Annotated in this window: 16 protein-coding genes and 1 pseudogene; 9 read left to right on the forward strand and 8 right to left on the reverse strand. The window is 43.0% G+C overall.

From position 1 onward, the window contains the following. Window positions 1-66: 66 nt before the first annotated feature. Window positions 67-3174, reverse strand: a pseudogene (gene torS, locus sps_RS20785) (TMAO reductase system sensor histidine kinase/response regulator TorS). 218 nt (window positions 3175-3392) lie between these two features. On the opposite strand from torS, the gene torT reads away from it, so the two are divergent. Further along, window positions 3393-4511: a TMAO reductase system periplasmic protein TorT gene (gene torT / locus sps_RS20790; RefSeq protein WP_169916005.1), complete on the forward strand. Its 1119-nt coding sequence runs from the start codon at window positions 3393-3395 to the stop codon at window positions 4509-4511. A 130-nt stretch (window positions 4512-4641) separates the two neighbouring features. Here the strand turns inward: torT and torR are convergent, their stop codons facing one another. After that, window positions 4642-5376 carry a two-component system response regulator TorR gene (gene torR / locus sps_RS20795; protein WP_077754249.1) on the reverse strand — a complete coding sequence of 245 codons (735 nt, stop codon included), beginning with the start codon at window positions 5374-5376 and terminating at the stop codon, window positions 4642-4644. A gap of 290 nt (window positions 5377-5666) precedes the next feature. On the opposite strand from torR, the gene sps_RS20800 reads away from it, so the two are divergent. The 3 genes from sps_RS20800 to sps_RS20810 all read left to right on the forward strand — a co-directional run bounded on the left by sps_RS20800 (window position 5667) and on the right by sps_RS20810 (window position 7785). Then, a complete protein-coding gene (locus sps_RS20800) occupies window positions 5667-6035 on the forward strand; it encodes a PilZ domain-containing protein (protein ID WP_077754250.1) in 369 nt (122 codons plus the stop codon). A gap of 136 nt (window positions 6036-6171) precedes the next feature. Further along, entirely contained in the window at window positions 6172-6516 is a 345-nt protein-coding gene (locus sps_RS28555) for a hypothetical protein (protein ID WP_077754251.1), read from the forward strand. A 345-nt stretch (window positions 6517-6861) separates the two neighbouring features. Then, the gene (locus sps_RS20810) at window positions 6862-7785 is read left to right on the forward strand and encodes a substrate-binding domain-containing protein (protein ID WP_335695436.1); all 924 of its coding nucleotides are present in this window, start codon (window positions 6862-6864) and stop codon (window positions 7783-7785) included. 185 nt (window positions 7786-7970) lie between these two features. On the opposite strand, the gene sps_RS20815 is transcribed toward sps_RS20810, so the two are convergent. Next, window positions 7971-8324 carry a hypothetical protein gene (locus sps_RS20815; RefSeq protein ID WP_077754253.1) on the reverse strand — a complete coding sequence of 118 codons (354 nt, stop codon included), beginning with the start codon at window positions 8322-8324 and terminating at the stop codon, window positions 7971-7973. A 491-nt stretch (window positions 8325-8815) separates the two neighbouring features. Here sps_RS20815 and sps_RS20820 point away from each other — a divergent pair, with 491 nt between their 5' ends. After that, window positions 8816-11752, forward strand: coding sequence for an ATP-binding protein (locus sps_RS20820; RefSeq protein ID WP_169915865.1), 2937 nt, complete (start codon window positions 8816-8818; stop codon window positions 11750-11752). A 100-nt stretch (window positions 11753-11852) separates the two neighbouring features. Here the strand turns inward: sps_RS20820 and sps_RS20825 are convergent, their stop codons facing one another. Further along, window positions 11853-12776, reverse strand: coding sequence for a GlxA family transcriptional regulator (locus sps_RS20825; RefSeq protein ID WP_077754255.1), 924 nt, complete (start codon window positions 12774-12776; stop codon window positions 11853-11855). A gap of 99 nt (window positions 12777-12875) precedes the next feature. Between sps_RS20825 and sps_RS20830 the strand changes: the two genes are divergently transcribed. Next, entirely contained in the window at window positions 12876-13439 is a 564-nt protein-coding gene (locus sps_RS20830) for a cysteine hydrolase family protein (protein WP_077754256.1), read from the forward strand. A gap of 111 nt (window positions 13440-13550) precedes the next feature. Then, window positions 13551-13841, forward strand: coding sequence for a putative quinol monooxygenase (locus tag sps_RS20835; protein WP_218919602.1), 291 nt, complete (start codon window positions 13551-13553; stop codon window positions 13839-13841). A 615-nt stretch (window positions 13842-14456) separates the two neighbouring features. On the opposite strand, the gene radA is transcribed toward sps_RS20835, so the two are convergent. Further along, window positions 14457-15830: a DNA repair protein RadA gene (gene radA / locus sps_RS20840; protein WP_077754257.1), complete on the reverse strand. Its 1374-nt coding sequence runs from the start codon at window positions 15828-15830 to the stop codon at window positions 14457-14459. Between the two features lie 331 nt (window positions 15831-16161). Between radA and sps_RS20845 the strand changes: the two genes are divergently transcribed. Beyond that, window positions 16162-18576 (forward strand): PilZ domain-containing protein, encoded by a 2415-nt coding sequence (locus sps_RS20845; RefSeq protein WP_077754258.1) that lies wholly within the window; start codon window positions 16162-16164, stop codon window positions 18574-18576. A gap of 18 nt (window positions 18577-18594) precedes the next feature. Here the strand turns inward: sps_RS20845 and sps_RS20850 are convergent, their stop codons facing one another. Together sps_RS20850 and serB are read right to left on the reverse strand one after the other, a co-directional pair. Beyond that, a complete protein-coding gene (locus sps_RS20850; protein ID WP_077754259.1) occupies window positions 18595-19527 on the reverse strand; it encodes an alpha/beta fold hydrolase in 933 nt (310 codons plus the stop codon). Between the two features lie 259 nt (window positions 19528-19786). Continuing rightward, window positions 19787-20767: a phosphoserine phosphatase SerB gene (serB, locus tag sps_RS20855; RefSeq protein WP_077754260.1), complete on the reverse strand. Its 981-nt coding sequence runs from the start codon at window positions 20765-20767 to the stop codon at window positions 19787-19789. A gap of 132 nt (window positions 20768-20899) precedes the next feature. Between serB and sps_RS20860 the strand changes: the two genes are divergently transcribed. Next, window positions 20900-21541: an AhpA/YtjB family protein gene (locus tag sps_RS20860; RefSeq protein WP_237157898.1), complete on the forward strand. Its 642-nt coding sequence runs from the start codon at window positions 20900-20902 to the stop codon at window positions 21539-21541. Window positions 21542-21725: 184 nt separating this feature from the next. On the opposite strand, the gene deoD is transcribed toward sps_RS20860, so the two are convergent. Then, window positions 21726-22436 carry a purine-nucleoside phosphorylase gene (gene deoD / locus sps_RS20865; protein WP_077754262.1) on the reverse strand — a complete coding sequence of 237 codons (711 nt, stop codon included), beginning with the start codon at window positions 22434-22436 and terminating at the stop codon, window positions 21726-21728. Between the last annotated feature and the right edge of the window lie 6 nt (window positions 22437-22442).

Below are 22442 nucleotides of genomic sequence, written 5' to 3' on the forward strand. Positions count from 1 at the left end.
AACTACATATTCATTCACCTTCAAGTATTAACTCGTTGTCTCCAAAGTCACCACTCAGCAAACGACTTATTTTGCTTTCAGGTAAGCTCGAAGCGCTTCCACTGAATGTGTTAAAGTGCTGACCATTTGTTCATGTTGATTGGCTTGATATGGGGTTTTCTCCAGTGACTTACAAAGTTGAGACAGGGCTAACAGCCCCATGCTTGCGCTACTGCCCTTAAGGGCATGGAGCAACCTCGGGGTGTCTGCTGTGAGGGTTTGCAGTTCAGAGACTTGAGCCTGACTCGAGTCAATAAACAGAGCTAGCATCTCAATCACAGCCTCTTGTCCCAGATATTCGATATCTTGATCGATCTGAGTCAGATCCAGCAGCTGAGATGTCTCAGCTATTGTTTCTACTTTATCTTCATCTTTGATTTCAGTGAACGTCTCTTCGACACTGTCTTCGTCTTGGTCTTGGTCTTCGTCTTGGTCTTGGTCTTCAATAGCAGCCTCGCTCGCTAGGCCTATCCAAGCTGCTAAAGATTGCATATTGAGAGGCTTGCCTAACACGATATCAAAGCCTGCCTGCTGATAATGGGAGATATCATCGGCTTGAAGCTGTGCGGTAAATGCGGCAATAGGCACTCGATAATCGGCCCTGAGATTCGCTTTATACTTAACCGCTCTTAAATCACTGACGAGCTCGAAACCCGAGCCATCCCCCAATTGAATATCCAACATAATGGCATCAAATTCGCCAGCACTATCAACATTGTAAATTCGGCGTGCCTGTTCGCAGCTGCTCGCCAAAACAGACTCGTGACCTAAGTGGGCAAGAAATCCTTGAGCAACCATGGCATTGACCTTATTATCCTCAACAACTAAGACCCGTTTCTTCGCCACATTTTCCAGATCCTGAGCCCCACTATCACTGACTCTCTGACACTCTATCAATGGCAAACTAAAGCCAAAACGGCTGCCACGGCCCGGCTGACTCTTAACCCAGAGAGAATCCATTTGGGCTTGAACAGCCCTCTCTTGTGGACTCTTTTGTGACTTATCTTGTAACGCATCATTTGAAACTTCATATGAAGTAGACGTTTGTTTCATCAAGTCCACCAGCTCTTTACTGATAGCCAGCCCCAAACCGGTTCCTCTGGAACGCCCTTTATTGAGCTGAGCGCTATAGGCCTTAAACAAGTGCGGCATGGCATCAGCGCCGATGCCTAACCCCGTATCAATCACCTCGAAATGCAGCTCGGCTTCATCGAATGAGACTTTCAGTCTCACCTCTCCCTCAGGGGTAAACTTGATGCCATTACCAATAAGATTAAACAGCACTTGGCGAAGTTTGGGGCCATCTAAGCTGACCCATGCGGGTAAGTGCGGGCTCTCAAGTACTAGCTGCAAACCAGCGATACCAGCACCTGCGAGCATGATAGCGACCACCTCATCGACAAGTTCATTGATAGCCACAGGTCTGGTTTCGTTGGTGAGTTTACCTTGCTCTAATCTGGAAAAATCTAAGATATCGTTAAGTACGGTTTGCAACAGGGTGCCACTGTACTGGGACAAAGCCAACATCTGCTTCTGGGCAAGGGGCAGATTTGAGTGGCCGAGTAAGGTCAAGGTGCCCAGCAAGCCATTGAGGGGCGTGCGGATTTCATGGCTCATGGTGGCTAAAAACAGTGACTTGGCCTGACTCGCCTGCTCTGCCATCTCTCTGGCTTGAGCGTGGCCTCTAGCCTCTGCATCCAATTGCCTATTGGCGATGGCCAGCTCCTTAGTTCTCGCCTCGACGGTATTTTCCAACTCGGCCTTGTGCTGAGTGAGCTCGGCTGCAGTATCGAGCAACTGCACCTGCAGCTTTTGGTTGTGAGCCGTCTTCTGCTTAAATGCTTGAATCGCATTGGCCATGGCAGCTAACTCATCATCACCATGAGAATTGAGACTCACATCTGTATCTCCCAAACTCAATCTGGATAGAGCATGAGTTGCCTCATTCAGCCGGACGGCGATACCTTTATAGATGACCCGATACATGACAAATAGAATCACCAATAACATCAAGACTCCCGTAGTCCAAAGACCGGTTTTTGCCCAGAAGAGCTGCTGTAGGTAATCTCCCCGAGCCAATTCGGCTTTGGTCTGTTGGCTGGCCATGGCAGCGTCTAAGGTTCGGTTCAAACCGCTTAATTTATCCGAGAGTAACCTCAGTTGCTTATCCTGAGCTCGTAGTAAGTGAACGTACTGTCTCTGAGCCGCCAAACCTTCCGCTACCCGGCGTAGTACCACTAGCTCCGCGTTTAGCTCATCTTCCCTAACGGGATCTCTTATCAAGCCCTTGAGTAACTCAAGCGCCATCAGATCTATTTGGGATCCACTCTTATTCAGATCCGGCAAGTTAACATGACCAGGAGGGTGACTCATTACCTGATAAGTTGACGGCAAGCTGATGGAGGGTTGTTGTGACATAGAGCTGAGTAGAGTAGCCAAGGCTGTCTCATACTCAGGCGATTGCAGCAACTGCCCCACCAGAGCAATATTATGTATCACCTTGAGAGCACGATTGAGGCGCTCTTGAATATCTAAATCTTGCTCAATCACGGCGTCCAGCAGATGGGCACTTTTTACTTGGCCAGCAATTTGTGGATAGGCCAGACTCAACTTGGCCAAAATAGCCGAATTGACAACGGCCAGCTCGGCTTCAAGTAGTTCAGTGCTGTGACTAGCTGACTCAACCAAGGCCGTACCCACTCTGGATAAGTGCCCCGCCACTTCTAAACGCTTACCTACATGCTTACCTAAGCGGGAAAGTTCATGAATTATCTCTGATGCTGATAGCTCTAACCTGTGATCTTTCTGCACCCCGAGAGATTTAAGACTGGCAATGGAACCGAGTAAATGACTGCTATTAATCGACAGCATCCGACCAATAAACTGTCTTTGCGCCTCCTCCTCGACATTGCCTAGCGCCAATGCATTTTCAGCTAGTGCATTAGAAGATTGCACTAAGTTACGTGCAGCCTGTGATGCGGGAAGCGCTTCATCGTAGAGAAATTTATCCGCCAACTACACCCAGTAGAGACTCAAGCTGCCCACAGATACGAGTAACATAAGCAAGAAGGCTAGCAAGCAGAAGGACAACATAAGACGTCCAACTAAACTCTTTCCCGATAGCGTGAAAGGCATCTTTTTCCTTAACCTGATACAATAAATTTAGACATTTTACTTTCGATGATGGCCTGGCAATAATGCTGCAACACGGCACGACTCTTATAGAGACTCAACTCACAATGACCAGACTTCCAGCAACCAAAGCCAGAGTTGCCAGCCTCATAGCAACTAGAATATCAAACAAAAGAAGCAACAGATGTGTGGCCACTCTAACAGGACTCATATTCTCCATTATGCTCTTCAGTTTGAGCGGCAATTTAGCCCACGCCAGCACAAAGTTTACACCATGGTCATTAGAGCAGCGTAGCCCCTTCAATGTCAAAGTCCAACAGGCTAAAACACAAATATACCATCCTCTCAAGCACGCCAAACAAGCCTGGAAAATATGTACTCTGGTACCCCATCTCAAAGACGCCTACTGGATAGGCATAGATTATGGTCTGGTGCAGCATGCCAGAGCACTGAATATAACATTAGAACTCTTTGAGGCTGGCAGTTATTACGAAAAAGATAAGCAGCTCAGCCAGCTTTCCTACTGCATGAATGGCGATTATGATGCCATATTGCTCGGCACTGTTGATCCTAAACTTCTCGCCTCTTTTCACCAGCCCCTCACTAAGCCCGTTATCGCTCTGGTTAACAGAATAGACAACCACAAGGTGACGACCCGCATCGGTGTCAACTGGTACCAGATGGGCTGGTTTGCTGGCAATTTTATCAAGCAAGATGTTAATCAGGCTAAAGCTCAACAGGTAAGCGTTGCTTTGTTGACCGGGCCGGAAAAGCAAGGAGGTAGCGACTGGGTCGAGGAAGGGATCATGGCGGCTCTGCAACCAGCATCTGTACCTAACTCGAAAAACAACAAGATCACCATATCCTCCATCCGTCATGCTGATAACAACCGTAACCTCTATCGAGATCAGCTTTACCACCTGCTAAAAGACCAGACACCGGATTATATCTTAGGGAGTGCAGTCGCTATCGAGGCGGCCGTTGGAGAGTTAGCCATCAAGCAGGCGCGCCATGACTCGAAGCTCTCTTCGCACTCAAAGCAAGAGCCTCTGCCAGCTTCTAAAATTAAACTAGTAAGCAGTTATCTGTCCCCCGCCGTACTCAGGGGCCTATTCAGAGGTCGAGTCGCGTTTAGCTCAGATGACTCAGTAGTGCTACAGGGTAAACTCGCAATAGATGTCGTCGTTCGAGAGCTTGAAGGCGCTAAGCCCTTTGGCGATATAGGTCCGGCGATTCAAGGCTTAGAGGGTAATGTGCTAAAGAAGCATAAGCTCGAAAATAGCCTAGCACCAGCAGAGTTTTATCCGAGATATAGGGTAGCGAGTGAAAAGAAGCTATAAGCCTTAAGATCAAGATAGAGCAAAGAAATCCACGAAATGCGAGCCCAAGATTAAGAGCATAAGACCTCAAGCTACTGTTTAGCTTTCGACTTAAAACCTATCACTTTCCACTGTTCTTAGATTAAACATTTTAATCTTCTACTTTCGCCGAGAACAAATAACCTTCGCCATGGATAGTGGTAAACAATTCAGGATTGAGTTTATTTCTCAATCTTCTGATGATCACATCTATGGTTCTGTCGTTGACATCTTGGTTTCTGTGACTGGTATTCTGCATCAGACGTTCACGTGACAATACTTGCTGAGGATGTAATGCAAACGCGGCTAACAGTTCAAATTCTGCCTTGGTGAGTTTGATTATCTCGTCACCATGCTTAAGCTTGCGGCTGTTGAGTTCAAGAATATATCCATCGAAGGCAATCACATCATCGTTCTCATCAAGCTGCTCTATGACTGCTTGTTCAGCCTTCTTAACCAGGGATATCCGCCAGAGTAGATTCTTGACCCTGACTAACAACTCACGCAGTTCAAATGGCTTAGTCACGTAATCATCGGCGCCCATCTCTAAGCCAATTATCTTATCTATGGCCTCATCACGACCCGTCACTAATATAATACCAACATCTGAGCGACTACGTAGCTCTCTCGCCAGACTTAGCCCATCGACACCGGGAAGGTTGATATCTAACATCACCAGATCTACGTGTTGGCGACCAAACTGGTACCACATCTGCTCACCATCTTCGGCTTCGAGTACACGGTAGCCCTCTTTCTCGAAGTATCCTTTAAGACGGGCTCTGATAACGGCTTCGTCATCGACAACTAATACGGTATGAGGTGTAGAGTGTGCAATTGAATTAGCCATTATATCTAGAGCCGAAGGCTCACTCCTGATAAAAAAGTGGGTCTTGAAAGCAAATTAACATTACTCACCTTACATTATTCACATTTTTTCATAATTGCATATAAGCAAAAGTGAAAATAGAGACTTGAGTATTAGTTTCTTTGGTTCACTTGCTAATAAGCTCCTTATTTCTAATAACCCCCCGAGAACTTGTACACTCAATGTAAGTTGGCATATGCTTATACTAATGCCATGCTATAGCTGAACTAGAGCTAAAGTATTTATGCTTAAAGGTTAAAAAAGGAAGCGTTATGGATGAGAAACGTAAATTTTCAAGGATCTTATTTGCCACAGGTGCTCAGCTGACTCAGGCAGATAAGGCCTGGACGACCAAGATTCTCGATCTTAGTCTCAATGGTGCACTCGTTGATGAACCCGACTCCTTTACTGTAGATAGTTCGCCCATCATTCTCAGCTTCACGCTTCAGGGATCGGATATCGAGGTACAGATGGAAACCCGCCTTATCCATCAAAAGTCTGGCCATCTCGGCCTCAGGTGTGAGCATATTGATGTGGATAGCATCAGTCACCTTCGCCGCATGATAGAACTCAATACCGGTGATTCATCTATGCTAAATCGTGAACTTGAGCTATTTATTGCAGAACATGAAAGCTCCTAACTGCTAGTTGTAGCCATGTTATGTTAAGGGTTCACCTGATAAACAATATGGCTGCCGGACGAAGTCGGCAGCACATTTAAATATCTGATGTTAGCCTTTAATTGCCGTCTCTAACGCCAAGGTCAGCATCTGATTAATGCTGGTTTGTCGCTCTAAAGTACTCATTTCACTGCCCTTAACCACCAGCCCCTGCCAATTTAATATTCAAGCCTGTGAACTCGTCGAAGCCAAAGTCCTCCCTATCAAGGTGATGACAGCAATACTGCAGCTAGACGCTAAAGTCGGCATATGGATGAGCCAATCCCTCTCTAGCCGTTACCAGACTTGCATGACAATGAACCACTTCCTGCCCCCACTTATCTACAACATAGTCTGTGATTGCAGCAACGCTGTATCGGTGCAAAACCCGCTGTTAGCTTCTCCCAGGTCTACAAAGAAGCCGAACGCTTCGGCTGTTCGGAGCGAGTCTACAGCCGAGTAGTGAATCAACTTATGGACATGGATCTTATCGAGAAACGAGATAACCAACTTCACGTGAAAGATATGGAAAAACTAGCCCAATTTCTTGAAATAAATTAGACCTTAAGCTCCTGCTCAATTGAAGATTGAACACCATCTTCTTTCTATTTGATAATACAAGTTGCAGAGGCACTTGCTCAACCCCGCCCTCAGTGAATAAGCTTCAGCTATACTTGTAGCAAGGTTTCTTGCTATCAGGTTTGTACTGTCTAAGATGAGCCCAGTGCGCTGTATAATTTACTGTATATTCTATTGCTTACTGTTAAGTCTGTCTTTTACAGCTATAGCTGAAAATCTTAGATTTGCTTTGATCCCCAAGGAAATCAATAATCCATTTTTTGTAGCCACAGGCGAAGGCTGCAGAGTGGCAGCGGCCAAACTCGGTAATGTCGAATGCATATTTCGTGGTAGCAGCAACATAGATGTCAGAGCTCAGGATAAAATCATTTCAGATCTGATTGAGGAGGGAGTTGATGGCATTGCAGTTTCTGTATCTCAGTCTGAGTTTCTAGCCAGTCATAGTATCCAAAAAGCGATAAAACGAGGCATCCCCATTATTACCTATGATGCTGACTTTGATCGTGAAACCTTAAACAAATATCAAAATCTACGACTTGCCTACGTGGGTTCAAACGATTTTGAACTCGGTAAAGCCCTGGGCAAGCAGTTAATGCTGCACCGCCCTGATGGCGGCTCGGTAATAATACAAAGTGGACGACCAGACTCACCAAACCTCAAGCTCCGTGTAATGGGAGTACGCTCGGCGCTTTCAGGGAAATCATATATCCTCCCACCCGGTGAACGTTTAACAGGTGAAAATGGTTGGACAGAATTTAGCGAGCCGCTGTATAACCTAGGTCAATTCGATAACGCCTTAAGAGATCTAAAAACGGTCCTAGGCTCATACAAAAGTAGGCAAATAGACGCATTTATCGCCGTTGGCGGCTGGCCTCAGTTTATCGATGGCTACAGGGAGTTGGTGGAGCCATACAAGATGAGTCTCGAAAAAAAGGAGATAATTCTTCTCATAGCCGATACTGCCAAGATACAACTTGAATATCTACGAGAAAACCTTGCCCATGGAAACATAGGACAAAATCCGTTCGAGATGGGTAAACAAGCCATTTTTACCTTGCACAAAATAGTCACCAAGCAGGAGTACAAAAAGGAAATAAACATTCCACTCACCTACTGCACACCAGAAAACTACTCAACCTGTGTTAAGGAGTAGCTTCAGGTGAAGATTAGCTACGAGCCCTTTATTACCTATTAGCTACAATCCTGTTATTAAATTGGGCTCTGTATTGAATAATGCCAACCCGAGAAGTTATCAGCCATAAATCTAAATAATGAAAGGTATTGAAAGTGCATAAACTGTCACCTTTAATTTACGACAGCAGCGATAAACTCTACAGCTTACATCTCATCTGTCACTATACAAAAGCCAGTAACAGCCTCTTCGCCATAAACTTGTACTGTAGCAACCAACTTGTGGTCAGCTAAAGGATATTGATTGTATGAAAGATAGGTAGGCGTTGCGCTAATGTCTTGACCATCAACTCCATCAATTCGATAAATATTACTCAGTATCGGTGACTTGTACCCACCATCAATCTTAACTATCGACTCATTCGAACGCAGAATATTAATATTAGTCATAGTGATATCATCACCTTTTCCCTTACACGTTAGGTCACTTGCCTGCGCCCCCCCTGTCACAGCAGCGATACTTAAGGTTGAGGCTAGGAGTGCTTTATTAAATATATTCATTGAGTGTCATCTCATTATATATGAATGGTTAGTGTGTGCTTGCACTGGTTAACTCGTTTCTACCATGGATTTAAAGTCATGAAAAAATACCAGCTATGACCCTGCAGATGTTAAACAGTGATCTCTAAGAATGCACTTAATATGGCATAAAACTCTCGCGCTATATGTTAGGTAGATCAACATTCTCTGCAAATTCATGCCTTACTTGGCTTAAATCAAGTTACTCGTACCCAGTCTAATCTCCTCTAAAAAAATCAGCCTCGCCATACGCGAACTCATACACAACCCCATACACAAAAGCCCACAGAACTGAAAGTAAACTTAAGTAAATCAGTAGCTACAGTAAAGATACAAACTGCTATAGCATCGAAAATCCCAATAGCGCAGAATAAGTGAACAGGTAAGTGTGTGGCGAAGATAAATTCCAGCAAGCGGTTTATGCCTTGAAAGCCAGACAATGCAATAAGTGTTAGATGTTAGGAGGATGGAGTATGGTTGGGGTATATAAAAGTAAGGACAAGCTTGTCATAAGAAAAATATCCATTCGGTTCTACTTATTGATTTTTATATTGTTTGTTATTGGAATCATAGGCTCGAGTTTACTGGTAAACCTTAGTTATCATATCGATGATTACGTTATTATTGACAAGGCGACAACCGCTTTAGATAAGGCAAGGTTAAATGAACTGGTTTACGCCAGAGATGGAAGCTTACTCTCTTCTGATGAAATTAAGTTCAACATGGATGTGTTGGTTAAGAGTATTTCTGGAAAAGAATTGTTTGAATATTTTAATGATTACCCAAATAAAGAAAAAAAATTCACCAGGGCGCTAGAAAGCTATAAAGAACAATTTAACATTTTCATAGAACACCAACGAATGTTCAACGAAGATAAGAAATCAATTATATTATCCGCTAAAAACTTAACATCCAGCTTACTCACATTAACTCAATACAAGAAAGATGAAACAAGAAAAAACCTTATAAAAATAGATGCCTTATCATCGAATGCAGACACTGCACACAATGTGGTAAGAACCACTGCAGACGTTAGAATTAAAACACAAGGGATAATGAATATATTAAGAACTTATGCAGGTAGTGACCTTGATAAAAAAACCATGATTTCTCAAACAAGTTCAATAATTAAAATATTATCTAAAACAAACCAAGAACCATTTTTAATCACAATCGACAAGGCTAACAATTTATTATCCTTGTTATTGGATAAATCAACTAAAACAGAGTTGCAAGTTGCAGGTGTACAACTTATAGATGCCGTAAATATACTAGATAACTTACAACACGAAATGTTAAATGCCGCTGAGCATCGAGTTTTTAATGCAGAAAAATTGATGTTAAATGAAGTCAGTTCGCTAAAGGAGATAAATCTTCTCACTTTAGATATTACCGAATTAAGATTGCATGAAGATGAGTTCTACGCATCTATGAGTGAAAATACTTATTTTAACAAGGACATACTACTAAAGCATCTCAAACATACGCAAGAACAAGCAAGTTTAGTTGCTAACAAAGATCTTGGCGATAAAGAAACTGAATTACTAATCGTAATAACCCGCTCATTGAATCAATATAGGAAAAACTTTGAATCATCTATTAATAAATCAATTGAAATAGCAGGAATAAAAGCTAACATGCGTGCTTCAGCTATCACTGCCGACAGTTACCTGGTTGATATGCAAAATAAAGAATCCCAAGGTATTAAGCAAGCAAATCAGATCACCCAAAATATCTGGTGGCTTGCAGGCCTGTTTTTTATGTCTCTTACTGCGTTATTAATGTCGGTTCGCCGCTCTCATAATGAAGTTGTTGATCTCACCCAAAATTTAAATCAAGCCATCACCGACGCAGAGCGGGCAAAAGAAGCAAAATCATTTTTTCTGGCGAATATGAGCCATGAGATCCGTACCCCCATGAATGCCATTATTGGCATGACAGCCCTAGCACTTCAAAATGATATTGACTCTGAAACAAGTTCTTATATTCATGATGCTAATCACTCCGCCAAACTATTATTAGGGATCATTGATGACATTCTGGACTTTTCTAAAATTGAAGCCGAGAAGTTAACCCTAGAAGAAGTCGATTTTGATTTCAGAAAGGTCATCAATGATTTTGAGACTATTATCCGTAACAGAGCCCAGGAATCAAGTGTGGCCTTAAGAGTTAACATAGATGATAAGGTCCCACAGATTTTAAGGGGAGATCCATTACGTTTGTATCAAGTACTACTCAACCTTGGCAGTAATGCGGTGAAATTTACCCATCAAGGCTGCGTTTGCTTATCAGTAAGTAATTTGAGTGATACAAGCCACCCTACTCGTTTAGGGCTACTTATCGAAGTCCAAGATACAGGTATTGGCATGACCCAAGAGGAAACAGAGCATTTATTCCAGTCTTTCACTCAGGCAGACTCATCCACCTCACGTCACTTTGGTGGAACGGGGCTAGGTTTAGCGATCACCAAACAGTTAGTCGAGTCCATGGAAGGCAATATTCGCATCGAGAGTGAAAAAGGCGTGGGCACTAAATTTCTGATTAGCGTCTATTTTAAACAGCCTATTTCTACACTTCTTGCCGATGGCCTTGCTGATACAACGAAAGAGGCTATGCCTGACAATATCGCCGCTATTCGCGGCAAAAACATCTTACTCGCCGAAGATAATGAAACAAACCAGAGATTGATATACGCATTATTTCAGAAGAAAGGGCTCAATATTACCATTGTAAATAATGGACTTGAGGCAGTTCAAATTTTAGAGAAAAAGCCGTTTGATTTAGTCTTAATGGATTGTCAAATGCCTGTGTTAGATGGTTATCATGCAACCCAAAGGATAAGGAGTGAACTCAACTTACATGAACTACCTATCATCGCCCTCACAGCCAACATCATGTACGAAGACAAACAGAGAGCATTTGCGTCTGGTATGAATGATGTCATAGGAAAACCCATCAATTTCGGAATACTGCTCTCCTCAATGGCTAAGTATTTTACTAAGGATGATATTTCTTTGGTTCAGAGCCATGATGCTGTTCTGCCGATGAGTATCGAAATAGAAGATGTCAGCAGCAAAGATAAACTTATCTTAGATTTGGATGCAGGATTAAAGATAACAGATAACGATGAAGAGCTATATGCAGAACTGCTGGCCTATTTTATTGAAAGCTATTCTGACTTAGATATAGCCTCTAATTATAACACTAACAGTGAAATTAATAGCTTACTACATGAACTAAAAGGTGTTGCATCCAACATAGGAGCAACGGCATTAGCTGACCTTAGTTCAAAATATGAGATTGAATCTAAATCAGTAGCCTTGAATAACCAGCAAATTTTGTCTCTCAGCAGTTTGCTGAACCAAACCAATAGAGAGATTAGCGAGTATTTATCTCCTAGCCAAGCATAATAGATTCAGCTTTCAACTTGGTTGTATCCATCAGCAACAAGTCGTGAAAAACATGTAGGGCGGATAGCCCTATCAGTTTAGAAACCGATTCACAGTCCATTCAAACGAATCTAGCTTTAAATGCTGATGGACTTAACCCTATAATCTTTATAAACACTTTACGAAAACTATTTACGTCATCATAACCAATATTCAGGGCTATTCTCTCAAAGCTCTGAGGAGTAGTTTCTAGTAATTCACAGGCTTTTTGAACCCTAACCTTTTGAATATACTGTATGGGCTTCAAGCTTGTAGCATTGGTAAATTGACGTAAAAATGTTCGCTCACTCATACAGGCTAATGTTGCTAACACGGAAACATTCAGTGTTTTACTGTAATTTGCTTGGATGTAGTGCTGAGCTTGCAATATTTGTTTATTGCCGTGATTAAATTTTGGCGTAAAACTGCCATAGTAACGTTGCTCTCTTTTACCAGTATCAACGATAAGAAATTTTCCAAGTGTACGCATAATGTGTGGCTTGGCGAAAAGAGCAACTAATTCTAGCCCTAAATCAATCCATGACATTAGGCCTCCGGCACTAATTATATCTCCATCATTGACAAGCAAACAGTCAATTTCAAGCGATACTTTGGGAAATAGTTCATTAAAGTCATCAGCTAATTGCCAGTGTGTTGTAGCCACTCGGTTGTCTAATAAGCCCGTTTTGGCAAGTATAAATGCCCCCGCGCAGGCAGAGCATAATATTGCCCCCTTTTGATGTGCATCATTGAGGTATTGCAATAAACCTGGTTGAGGACTGAGGTAATAATGACCATCTAAGTTCGGCGGGAGAATAACAATATCATGCCGACTCATTCCATCTAAGTCTTTGTCAGGTTGAATGAGCTTGACGGTAAACTGAATTTCAAGCTGATTGTCTTTAATGACCTTATTGGCTAATAAAAACAGCTCTCTGAAACCCTGTACTGCACTTTGCAGGGCATTAGGGTAGTCGATAATTACGATATGAATAAACTTTGTCATTTTTAGACTGATTTATGGCGATTTCGCCATCGGTACAATTGATTGGTATTTTGCATAATAGCCTCAACAAACAACCTGAACAACACAAGAGAGATTATTATGTCTAATACCGCTTTGTTACTTATTGATTTTCAAAATGACTATTACCCATCATATGCAGGGGCTAAATGGGCTTTATCAGGCACAGAAGCAGCTGCATCAAATGCAGCAAGGCTATTAACAGCGTTTCGTAAGCAAGGCTTACCTGTAATACATGTTCGTCATGAGTTTCCTTCGTCTGACGCGCCGTTTTTTTTGCCTGAATCTGAAGGTGCACAAATTCACAACAGCGTAGCCCCCCTTGAGGGTGAACCCGTTATCTTGAAACATCAGATTAATAGCTTTCGAGATACAGGGTTACAAAATATCCTTGATGAATTAAATGTAGATAAATTAGTTATCCTTGGTGCAATGAGTCATATGTGTATTGACGCTGTTACTCGTGCAGCAATTGATTTTGGCTATGAATGCAACGTAGCTCACGATGCATGCGCAACATTGGATCTCGAGTTTAATGGCGTCACAGTACCAGCCAGTCATGTGCATCATGCTTTTATGGCGGCATTAAGTTTTGGTTATTGCAATGTAGACAGTACCGATAAATTATTAGCCTTAGTTAGTTAGCAACCCTAACCACTGACAGTATTCAGAGTACAAGGAAAGCTATACTTCCTTGTCTTAATACCGATTGGTATAAGTTAATTAAATTAATATTGATAGTTAAGAGAATAAACAATGCAAAAAATGACAACATTTGAATTTCAGGCAAAAGAAGGACAATCAGAAGCGTTACTGTCTTTCTTTAAAAAAATACTACCTGCAACAAGGAGTTTTCCAGGCAATAAAGGAGTTGAAACTTCACGTTTATCTGAAAATGAATTCATTATCATTGCTTATTGGGAGCTTGAAGGTCACTTAGGAAAATATCTTGATTGGAGAGAGAAAAGCGGTGATTTTTCAATTCTACTTAGTTTCCTTGTCCAAGCGCCTAAAATAATAACTTATGACGTACTTGAAGGGGTTTAGCTTAGCTAAAAACCACATTGAATAACCTTGTTATGATCTGTTTTTATTTGAGAGTCATATGATGTCTACCGAAAAGAAGATAATAAGATATTAGGAGCGGCCATCTATCGGGTTATGCTATTGACTCTCAATACTGTTTCCCAAGCGATTTCACCTCTTTCGGCGTTGGGAGGGGGAAATCACCAGGGTGTGTTTTAGGTAACGAACACGGCTAATGTCAAAATGCTTCAATGGTTACGGCAGTAGCACGACCCGATTCTGGACGGGGCTGACTTATAACCAGCCTCTTTCAGAAAAGAAGGCTTTAAAACTTTAATCGAAGAGATGAATAATGAGGTGTAAAGCGGCTGTGTTCTTCTACAGTGGGAAACTACCATAGAGGCTGACAGCGTTCCGCAGCAGTATCTACATGTGAGGTAACTCATTCACATCTGACCCATAAGGATATGGGAAATGTCTTGAGATGCAGGGAACATCTCTGACCTTGTGATCGCGACACTCGTAAATCCATTTACAGCACCTGCGGCAAGCAACAGACAACAATGAAGTGATGGTATCCAGTAAACTAACCAAATACCACCCAGCCCAATGAGTCCAATAACAAAATTTGTAGCGTTAATTTATTAACTCAAGAAAATCATGAATAGTCTTCACCGGATTGATCTTAGCCCCTAGCCCTTCCATCGACTTATGATAGTTACGATAGGGAATAAAAATCTCAGTAAAACCATGCTGAACCGCTTCTTTCACTCTAGGTACACCGCTATCTATGGGACGCACATCTCCATTTAAGCTAAGTTCTCCCATGATGCAGGTCGTTCTGGGCACCACAAAATCATTCAAGCTGCTCAGTAATGCAGTGACTAATGCTAAGTCGATACAGGTTTCTGATTCGTCGATCTTCAGGCCACCGACTAAGTTGAAATAGGTATCATGAAAAATCTTAGTCCGCGTATGTTTACGCAATATGCCAGTCAGCATCTTAATGCGGTTCATATTAAGGCCAACACAGACTCGCTGCGGAAACTCACCTTCTGTTTCCGTGGTTAAGCACTGGATCTCGAGCAATAAATTACGGTTACCTTTACGGATGCAGGTGATCGCCGCTCCAGGAGATTCTGTCGTCGATCCCGATAGGAAGATTTCGCTGGGGTTATCAACACTGAGCATGCCCCGTTCGGTCATCTTGAAGATACCTACGGTATCTACATCACCGAAACGGTTCTTATTGGCTCTAAGGGTACGAATTTGACCATCGTTACATTCGAGATGCGTGAGACAATCTACGATATGGATCAGTGTCTGGGGCCCGGCAGTTTCATTATTTTTATTTACGTGGGCCACGAGGAACATGGTGACGTTATTTTGCTTACAGTATTGTGTCAGGGCCTGAGCACTACTCTTTACCTGAGAGGGGGAGCCGGGACTACCGTTGGCTAAATCTGTGACAACCGCTTGAATCGAGTCGATGACAGCAAACTTAATCTGCTTAGCATCGAGCTCAGCAATGATGGCTTCAACGCTGGTTTCCGCCATCAGGTACAGATTGTCTTCATGACAGCTTAACTTGAGACGATTCACACGATTCTTAAACTGTGACAACGACTCTTCGGCGGTACAGTATAGCGACGGCATCAGCTGAGACATACGGGACACCAAGTCTGATAACAAGGTTGTCTTGCCCGCTCCGGGATCGCCAGAAATAATATTCACAGAGCCTGTGGTTAAACCACCACACAGAACGCGGTCTAGCTCTCCAATGCCTGTAAGCATCTTCTCGGCTTCGACTTCTCTTATTTCTTTGAGCTTCTTTGAGCCGCCGCCAACAGAACCCGCATAGCCAGATACGGAAGACCCCGCCGACTTACTTGCCCCTAAGCGAACTTCTGTAATGGTATTCCACTCATTACAGGCGCTACACTGTCCCTGCCAACGTGGAAAGTCTTGACCACACTCATTACATACAAATGCTGTTTTATTTTTAGCCATAGCTCTTTAATTACATAAATTGAAAAATAGAGTTAATCTAACAATGAATCCATAGGTTCAAAAAGAATAACGTACAACGAAAGCCAATAATGGCTTAAGATAATTTAAGTGAACCCATGTCCCTTGAAATTTAAGTGGACGAAACTCGTTATTGGATATCACAGATAATGAGTGTTCATCAGTAATAATAATGACTTAAATATGATAACTAGCCTTATTAAGTATCAAGTAATTTCAGATTTTGCCGACATGATACTATTAACCGCCTTAGTTTTCAGCCCACAAGACGATCTGATACGATTACATAAGCCCTCTTAGAAGAAGCGAGTAGATGAGTTTAGACGAACATAGTGCCCTGATTGAACAGCTCAAGCCCCTGCTAATGGAACCCGATTTCCACGAGCTATTTGAAAGGCTGACAACAGAAGAATCGAATTCCACGCGTTTCTTGCTCAAGATGGAGCTCAATCGCATCTCATCCCCCTGTACTCGTATCATAGATTTAAGAGATAAATCTGAATTACCCTGTGCAGAGCTTATCCATGGCAAGCAGCAACACTTCTTAGATGACCCAGCTAAAGAGAGCTTCCTCGAGACGGTGGCGCTCTACCGTAATCATTATACCTTAGGTGTTTATGAGAAGGTCATCGAAGCCCATAAACTCAGGAAGCAAAAACTAAGAGACGGAGGACATTCCCAAGATGAGCTTCCATTCGCTCCATACTTAGCACAAGGAGTTGTCCTAGGCAGTTATTTCAACCGTAGTGAAGAGAGAATGAACTACAGCATACGTATCTCGGTACTTCAGCCTAATCGAACCGAGATACAGGGCATTACGGTAGACTTGTCTGTCGGCGGAGCCAGAATTCGACTTCCCCTTAAGCATAATTTCGAGCTGGATAAACCCATTAGAGTTAAGCTACTCGAATTAGGTGAAGAATATTATTATGAAGATCTGCAACAAGGGGTCGACTATGAAGTAGTCGACACACAGGTCAACAATGAATATTGTTGGATGCGACTCAAGCGTGTTGGCGGCTCCGATGCCTTATCGGAAATGCTATCTAACCTGATCAGGGGCTATAAATTCAGATACAAGGTCGATATCAACGATGTTTTAGTGGCCGCTACCGGTTTGGGTTTCGAGAGACACTATCTGCCTCACTTGCCTCATCTTCCTCTGTATCTTGAATCCATTGAAGGCAAGTATCAGATCACCCATAAACTGCTCAGTCGAGATAACCAACAGCTGCAATATTATTTTCAAGACGAACATGATGTCAGCCAGCTAACAGGAATGCTATCCGATAGACGTTTGAAAAACCTGATTAATGAGCCGGAAAATAAAGACCACCAACTATTTTTCTGCTTTACCTTCCATACTCAAGGTCACATCTACTTCTATTCGGCAACATTGGCCGAGCTTAAACAAAAAGATTTACTGGCACTCTTCTTTAGTTTCGGTGCCAGTAAGCCTTCCTGGAAAGTGTTTAAACTTGCCCATCATAAAATAGATCATGGCAAGTCATACAAGGCCTCCATGCTTCCCGGTGACGAAACCAATTACAACGCCCTAACTGAATCCCAGTTGAAATGCTTTACCCATGTGCTTCAGCTTATGGACCTCACGACTGATGAATCCCAACAAGATTACCTATCTTGGGGCGACAGATGTACAAGCAAAGCCAATGAATTAAAAGTTTTCGGACAACAAAAAGTCAAAAGTAATCCTATAAAACTACTTTCGCTCCAATTCAGTGAACGCCGAAATGAGGCGCGATACTCTTTCAAGACTCAAGTGAAGTTAAGCCAAGGTAAGCTGTCAATCACCGCCTCGACCCACGATATATCGAGCAAGGGACTGCAGTTAACCTTGGATGAAGCCACCCAATTTGATAAAACGGCTCCGATACATCTTGGGTTTCCTAAGCTGCAGCAGATATCAGGCAAGGTTCAACTCAGCAATCTTTCATATCGACTAGTCAAAACCCGAAAAAAAGGCGGCATTGTTCATCTGGCTGCAGTCATGGGACATAGCCCCCATGTCGGCGTCGAGTTTATCAATAAGCTCATCATTCATAACAGAGACAAGTTAGAGAAAATCACCGAGGCCAACAGTGAGAAAAAAGAGCTGGCCGATGGCTTAAAAAACTTATTGATGCGTCACCTGGACTCAGTTCCCTATTTTGTAGAAAAAACACCAAAATCAGCAAAACTATCCATACTTGGCGTCGGTACTCATAAAAATGTCATCACGGATATTTTTGCCGCCTCGGCGAGCCAATCATTGGAATACAACTTAGAGTCATTGCTGAAAGACGGTCGCTTGAAGACAGACTTTATCGAGCCAATCCGAGCACTTAAGCCCCAAGATGGTCTGGAACATTTTGAGATTTACCTCCAGGTTTCCAGACAATCTCAAGGACAAGTCAGAGTCAAGTGTATTCCACCCAATGAGATAGGCGATCTCAATGCCAGACAGCACTTCATCCATCAAAGTAATAATTTAGGCCGTTTTATGGCCCTCAGGATCTACCGAGGTGCAACTGGAAAGCCCGATCTCAACTATATTCGACGTGAAATGGAATATATCGGCATTCACGCTCATCACAAGTCCAAGAAACTAGAAGAGCTAATGTGGCAGATAATAGGTGTCGGGGAATTGTTGGATATCACAGAAGAAGTATTACTAAGATATCCTCAGCTTCATGAGACAGAATCGATAGTTAAGGCTGATGCGAGTTAAGTTCTTAGTTCCTAGAATCTAGGAACTTGTTCCCCCTTCAATCTGTTCATACCACACCTTTACCTGAGCAAAATGATCACCCGCAGCATCTCTGTGAGTCAGCATATCGGCATGACCGTAGTCATGACGATAACCTTCAGCCTTAGATAACAAGGTATAGCGAACATCGGAAAACTGGCATTCCTGAATCATTCTTAGCACATCTTCAGGGTGTCCCAAGACCTCATCCCCAAGCCCGGCGATAAACCAGGCTTTGGGCCACTTGCCTTGATTAGCCGTGTTAATGGCAGCTTTAGCATAATCGAAGCCATCATCATGATCTATCCATTCACCGCGAACCCAATCGATACTCTGAGCCAGAGAGGAACGGCTCTCATTATCCATGCCCATGCGCCACCGATCTGCAGCAAGATAACCGTGAGACCATGCTATTAACGGTGCCAGCTTGTTCCAGCCGATATCGACCATCATCCATTTTTTCAGGGATTTTATCTTGATACTACGCTTAGTACCGAAGGTGACTAGGGAGGCTATGCTCTCTTGAAACAGCGGATACCTGGATATCGCACTGGCCATCAAGACGCCACCCCATGAATGGCCACACCAGTGAATTTGTGGATTATTCCGATGCAGGGAAACAATATAGTGATGTATTAAGGGTAACTGGTCTCGAATGATCTGACCTTGACCGGGTTTAGACCCCCGATGTAACTTAGGCGTACTCAGCCCACGCCCATATGTATCGAGCACATATACCACGAAGCCCGATTCAGCTAGAAAGCAGGCCAGCCCCTTACCTGAGTCACTGTAAAATACTCGCCCGTTAGACATTGCACCATGGAGCATAAATATTGGTGGTTTACTCATGTCCGCATCCATAGGTTTTATCTGCCTGAGGTGCAGTTTTCCATCCAGATAGGGAATAAATAACGAGTGCTGTTCAATGACCACGGCATACAACTTATTTTAAATAATGATTAATTTAGCTAATAAATTACTGAGTCAACAGACAAAAAACAAGAGTAATGACCTTGTCAACTTCAAGTCAAACAAGCGACTAAGCTAAACCTATGTGGTCAAAGGTGATCAAAGGCTGTTTTAAACGAAAATAAAACGCAAAACTTTCACGTAAGCTAAATACATAAGCTAAAATATGAGGCAGAAATAAAGTCATCCTTCCTGCCTAGCAACAGCTGACAAATGTGACTAGCTAACTTAGCAGTAACAGGTACGGTAGTGCCTTTAGGTTAAGCTTACTGATGGCGACATCCGCCGCCTTCTCGAGTTTGGGCTTAGCATGATAAGCAATACCATAATCAGCAGTCTTTATCATGGGAATATCATTAGCACCATCGCCGATGGCCAATCTTTGACCCTCGGGGATTTGCCACAACTCGGCGCAGCGAAGCACAGTATCGGCCTTAAATTGCGCATCAACAACTTGGCCGATAACGGTTCCAGCAAGTTTACCTTGTTCAATTACCAGCTCGTTTGCGTATGCGGCATCTAAACCTAGAAGCTGTTTCAAGTGCCCAACGAAAGGGGTGAAACCACCAGAAGCCACCACGAGTTTCCAGCCATAAGACTGCAACTCTTTAACTGATTCCACTAGCCCAGGCATCAGGGGCAGTTCATCGCACAAGTCTTGAATGATCTTCTCATCGGCACCTTCGAGTTGAGCCACACGTGCACGCAAACTCTCTTCGAAATCCAACTCACCTTGCATGGCACGCTCTGTGATTTTGGCTACTGCTTCACCGACCCCAGCCATCACGGCCAGCTCATCGATACACTCAATCTCAATCGCCGTCGAGTCCATGTCCATCACTAGCAAGCCAGGCTGATTTAGCTTCGCTTGCTCATCTGAAATAGGAAAGCTTTCAACCCCTTGGATAGAGGAGATCACTTGCATCTGTGTCAGGTTTAGTGGCTCATAGACACAAATTTCGATACAAAGGAGTCCAGTAGTTCGCTCGATAATCGCTAAACTCAAATCTTGCTGCAGCTGACCTATAGCCGCTGCGAGTGCAGGTTCATCTAAGCTATTCTCATAAACACAACGAATTCTCATCTCGCAAAGCGGAGCATTGGCCTCCATATGCTTGGCCAAAGTCTGACTCTGATATTGAAAACGGTTATTTTCTCCACTCGATAACCAAGAAAACAGCAAGGTATGACTCAGACTTTCCATTAGTAATGCTTCTCCAACTACCGGGCAAGGCCATAATCTATTATGATTAGCTAAACCCTTCAAAAATACAGGTATATAGTGTTTTTTCTTAAAGGTCTGAAAAAGAGCCATAGAATTAGCAGGCTAATACAGATGGCAATTGCCATCACCTTAGCCGTGGGTCTTATCCAGTTATGGGAAACTAGCCTACTACAAGGACAACAGCTTCTAAAGTCCCAAACACAAAAGATGGCCAGATTACTGGTCCAACAAACGGCTTATGGTGCCGCTCCAGCGTTGCAACTGCAAAACGATGAACAGCTTCAATGGTTAGCCAGTGCACTGGTTTTAGACCCTAAGGTGATGTCTGCCAGTATTTTCAGTGAGGATGGACAGAGGCTATCATTTGCCCAGAGCGTTACCGATGAAGAGTTAGAGCCAGACTCGGAGGAATTAAGCCAGCTACTGGAACGTTATCCACCCTATGTCGAAGCCGTCACTCAAGATGGTAATAATTTAGGCTTTATCGAAGTAAGACTAGAGCCTAGACTCTTCTTCAATGAGATTAAAGAAGCCCATCAGATCCATATGGAACAGCAACAGATGATGCTGATAATAGCTGGCCTGATAGGTATGCTATTGTCACGGTCCCTATCATTTAAACGTGCCGATTTCGATAGACGTAAGACTCGTGCGAAATTAAGAAAGAAGCCGAAAAAATTAAAGAAGAACAAAGTTAAAAAGGAAGAAGTTAAAAAGGAAGAAGTTAACAAGGAAGAAGGGACGAGTTCCTAGGAACCTAGTACCTAGAATCTCGGGACACAAAAAAGGGCTCTAACGGGCCCTTTTTTTATATGGACCTCTCTAAAATAAGAGTATCCCCGCTTGCAATTTATCTGACATTGCAGGCTTCTTCAGTACTTTCAACATCCCTCCCACTAATAAAAGTGGAGGGGATGATGAACAACTTAAAGCAAAATTACAGAGTAATAGCCGCTTCTAGTGTCATTTCAATCATTTCGTTAAAGGTAGTCTGACGCTCATCAGCAGAAGTCTTCTCACCAGTACGGATATGGTCAGATACAGTCACTACACATAAAGCTTTAGCACCGAACTCTTTCGCTACGCCATAAAGACCAGCAGCTTCCATTTCGACACCTAAAACGTCCATCTTTTCCATCACATCAAACATCTCTGGATCTGGTGTGTAGAAAAGATCTGCTGAGAACAAGTTACCTACGCGGTACTTAGTCTCTTTAGCATCGGCAGCTTTAACCACTGCACTAAGTAGACCATAATCTGCGATAGCAGCGAAATCTTGGCCCTTGAAACGTAAACGGTTAGCTTGTGAATCAGTACATGCACCCATACCGATCAATACGTCACGAACTTTTACGTCTGTGCTAACAGCGCCACAAGTTCCAACACGGATAAGGTTCTTAACGCCATAATCTCTGATAAGTTCTGTTGCGTAGATAGAAGCAGAAGGAATGCCCATGCCTGAACCCATAACAGAGATACGAACGCCTTTGTATGTACCAGTAAAACCAAACATGTTACGCACATCGGTAACTTGCTCAACATTCTCTAGGAACGTCTCCGCTATGTACTTAGCACGAAGTGGATCGCCTGGAAATAGCACTGTATCTGCGAATGCACCGTCAACAGCATTAATATGTGGTGTAGCCATCTATAT

The organism is Shewanella psychrophila (assembly GCF_002005305.1).
Lineage (GTDB): Bacteria > Pseudomonadota > Gammaproteobacteria > Enterobacterales > Shewanellaceae > Shewanella > Shewanella psychrophila.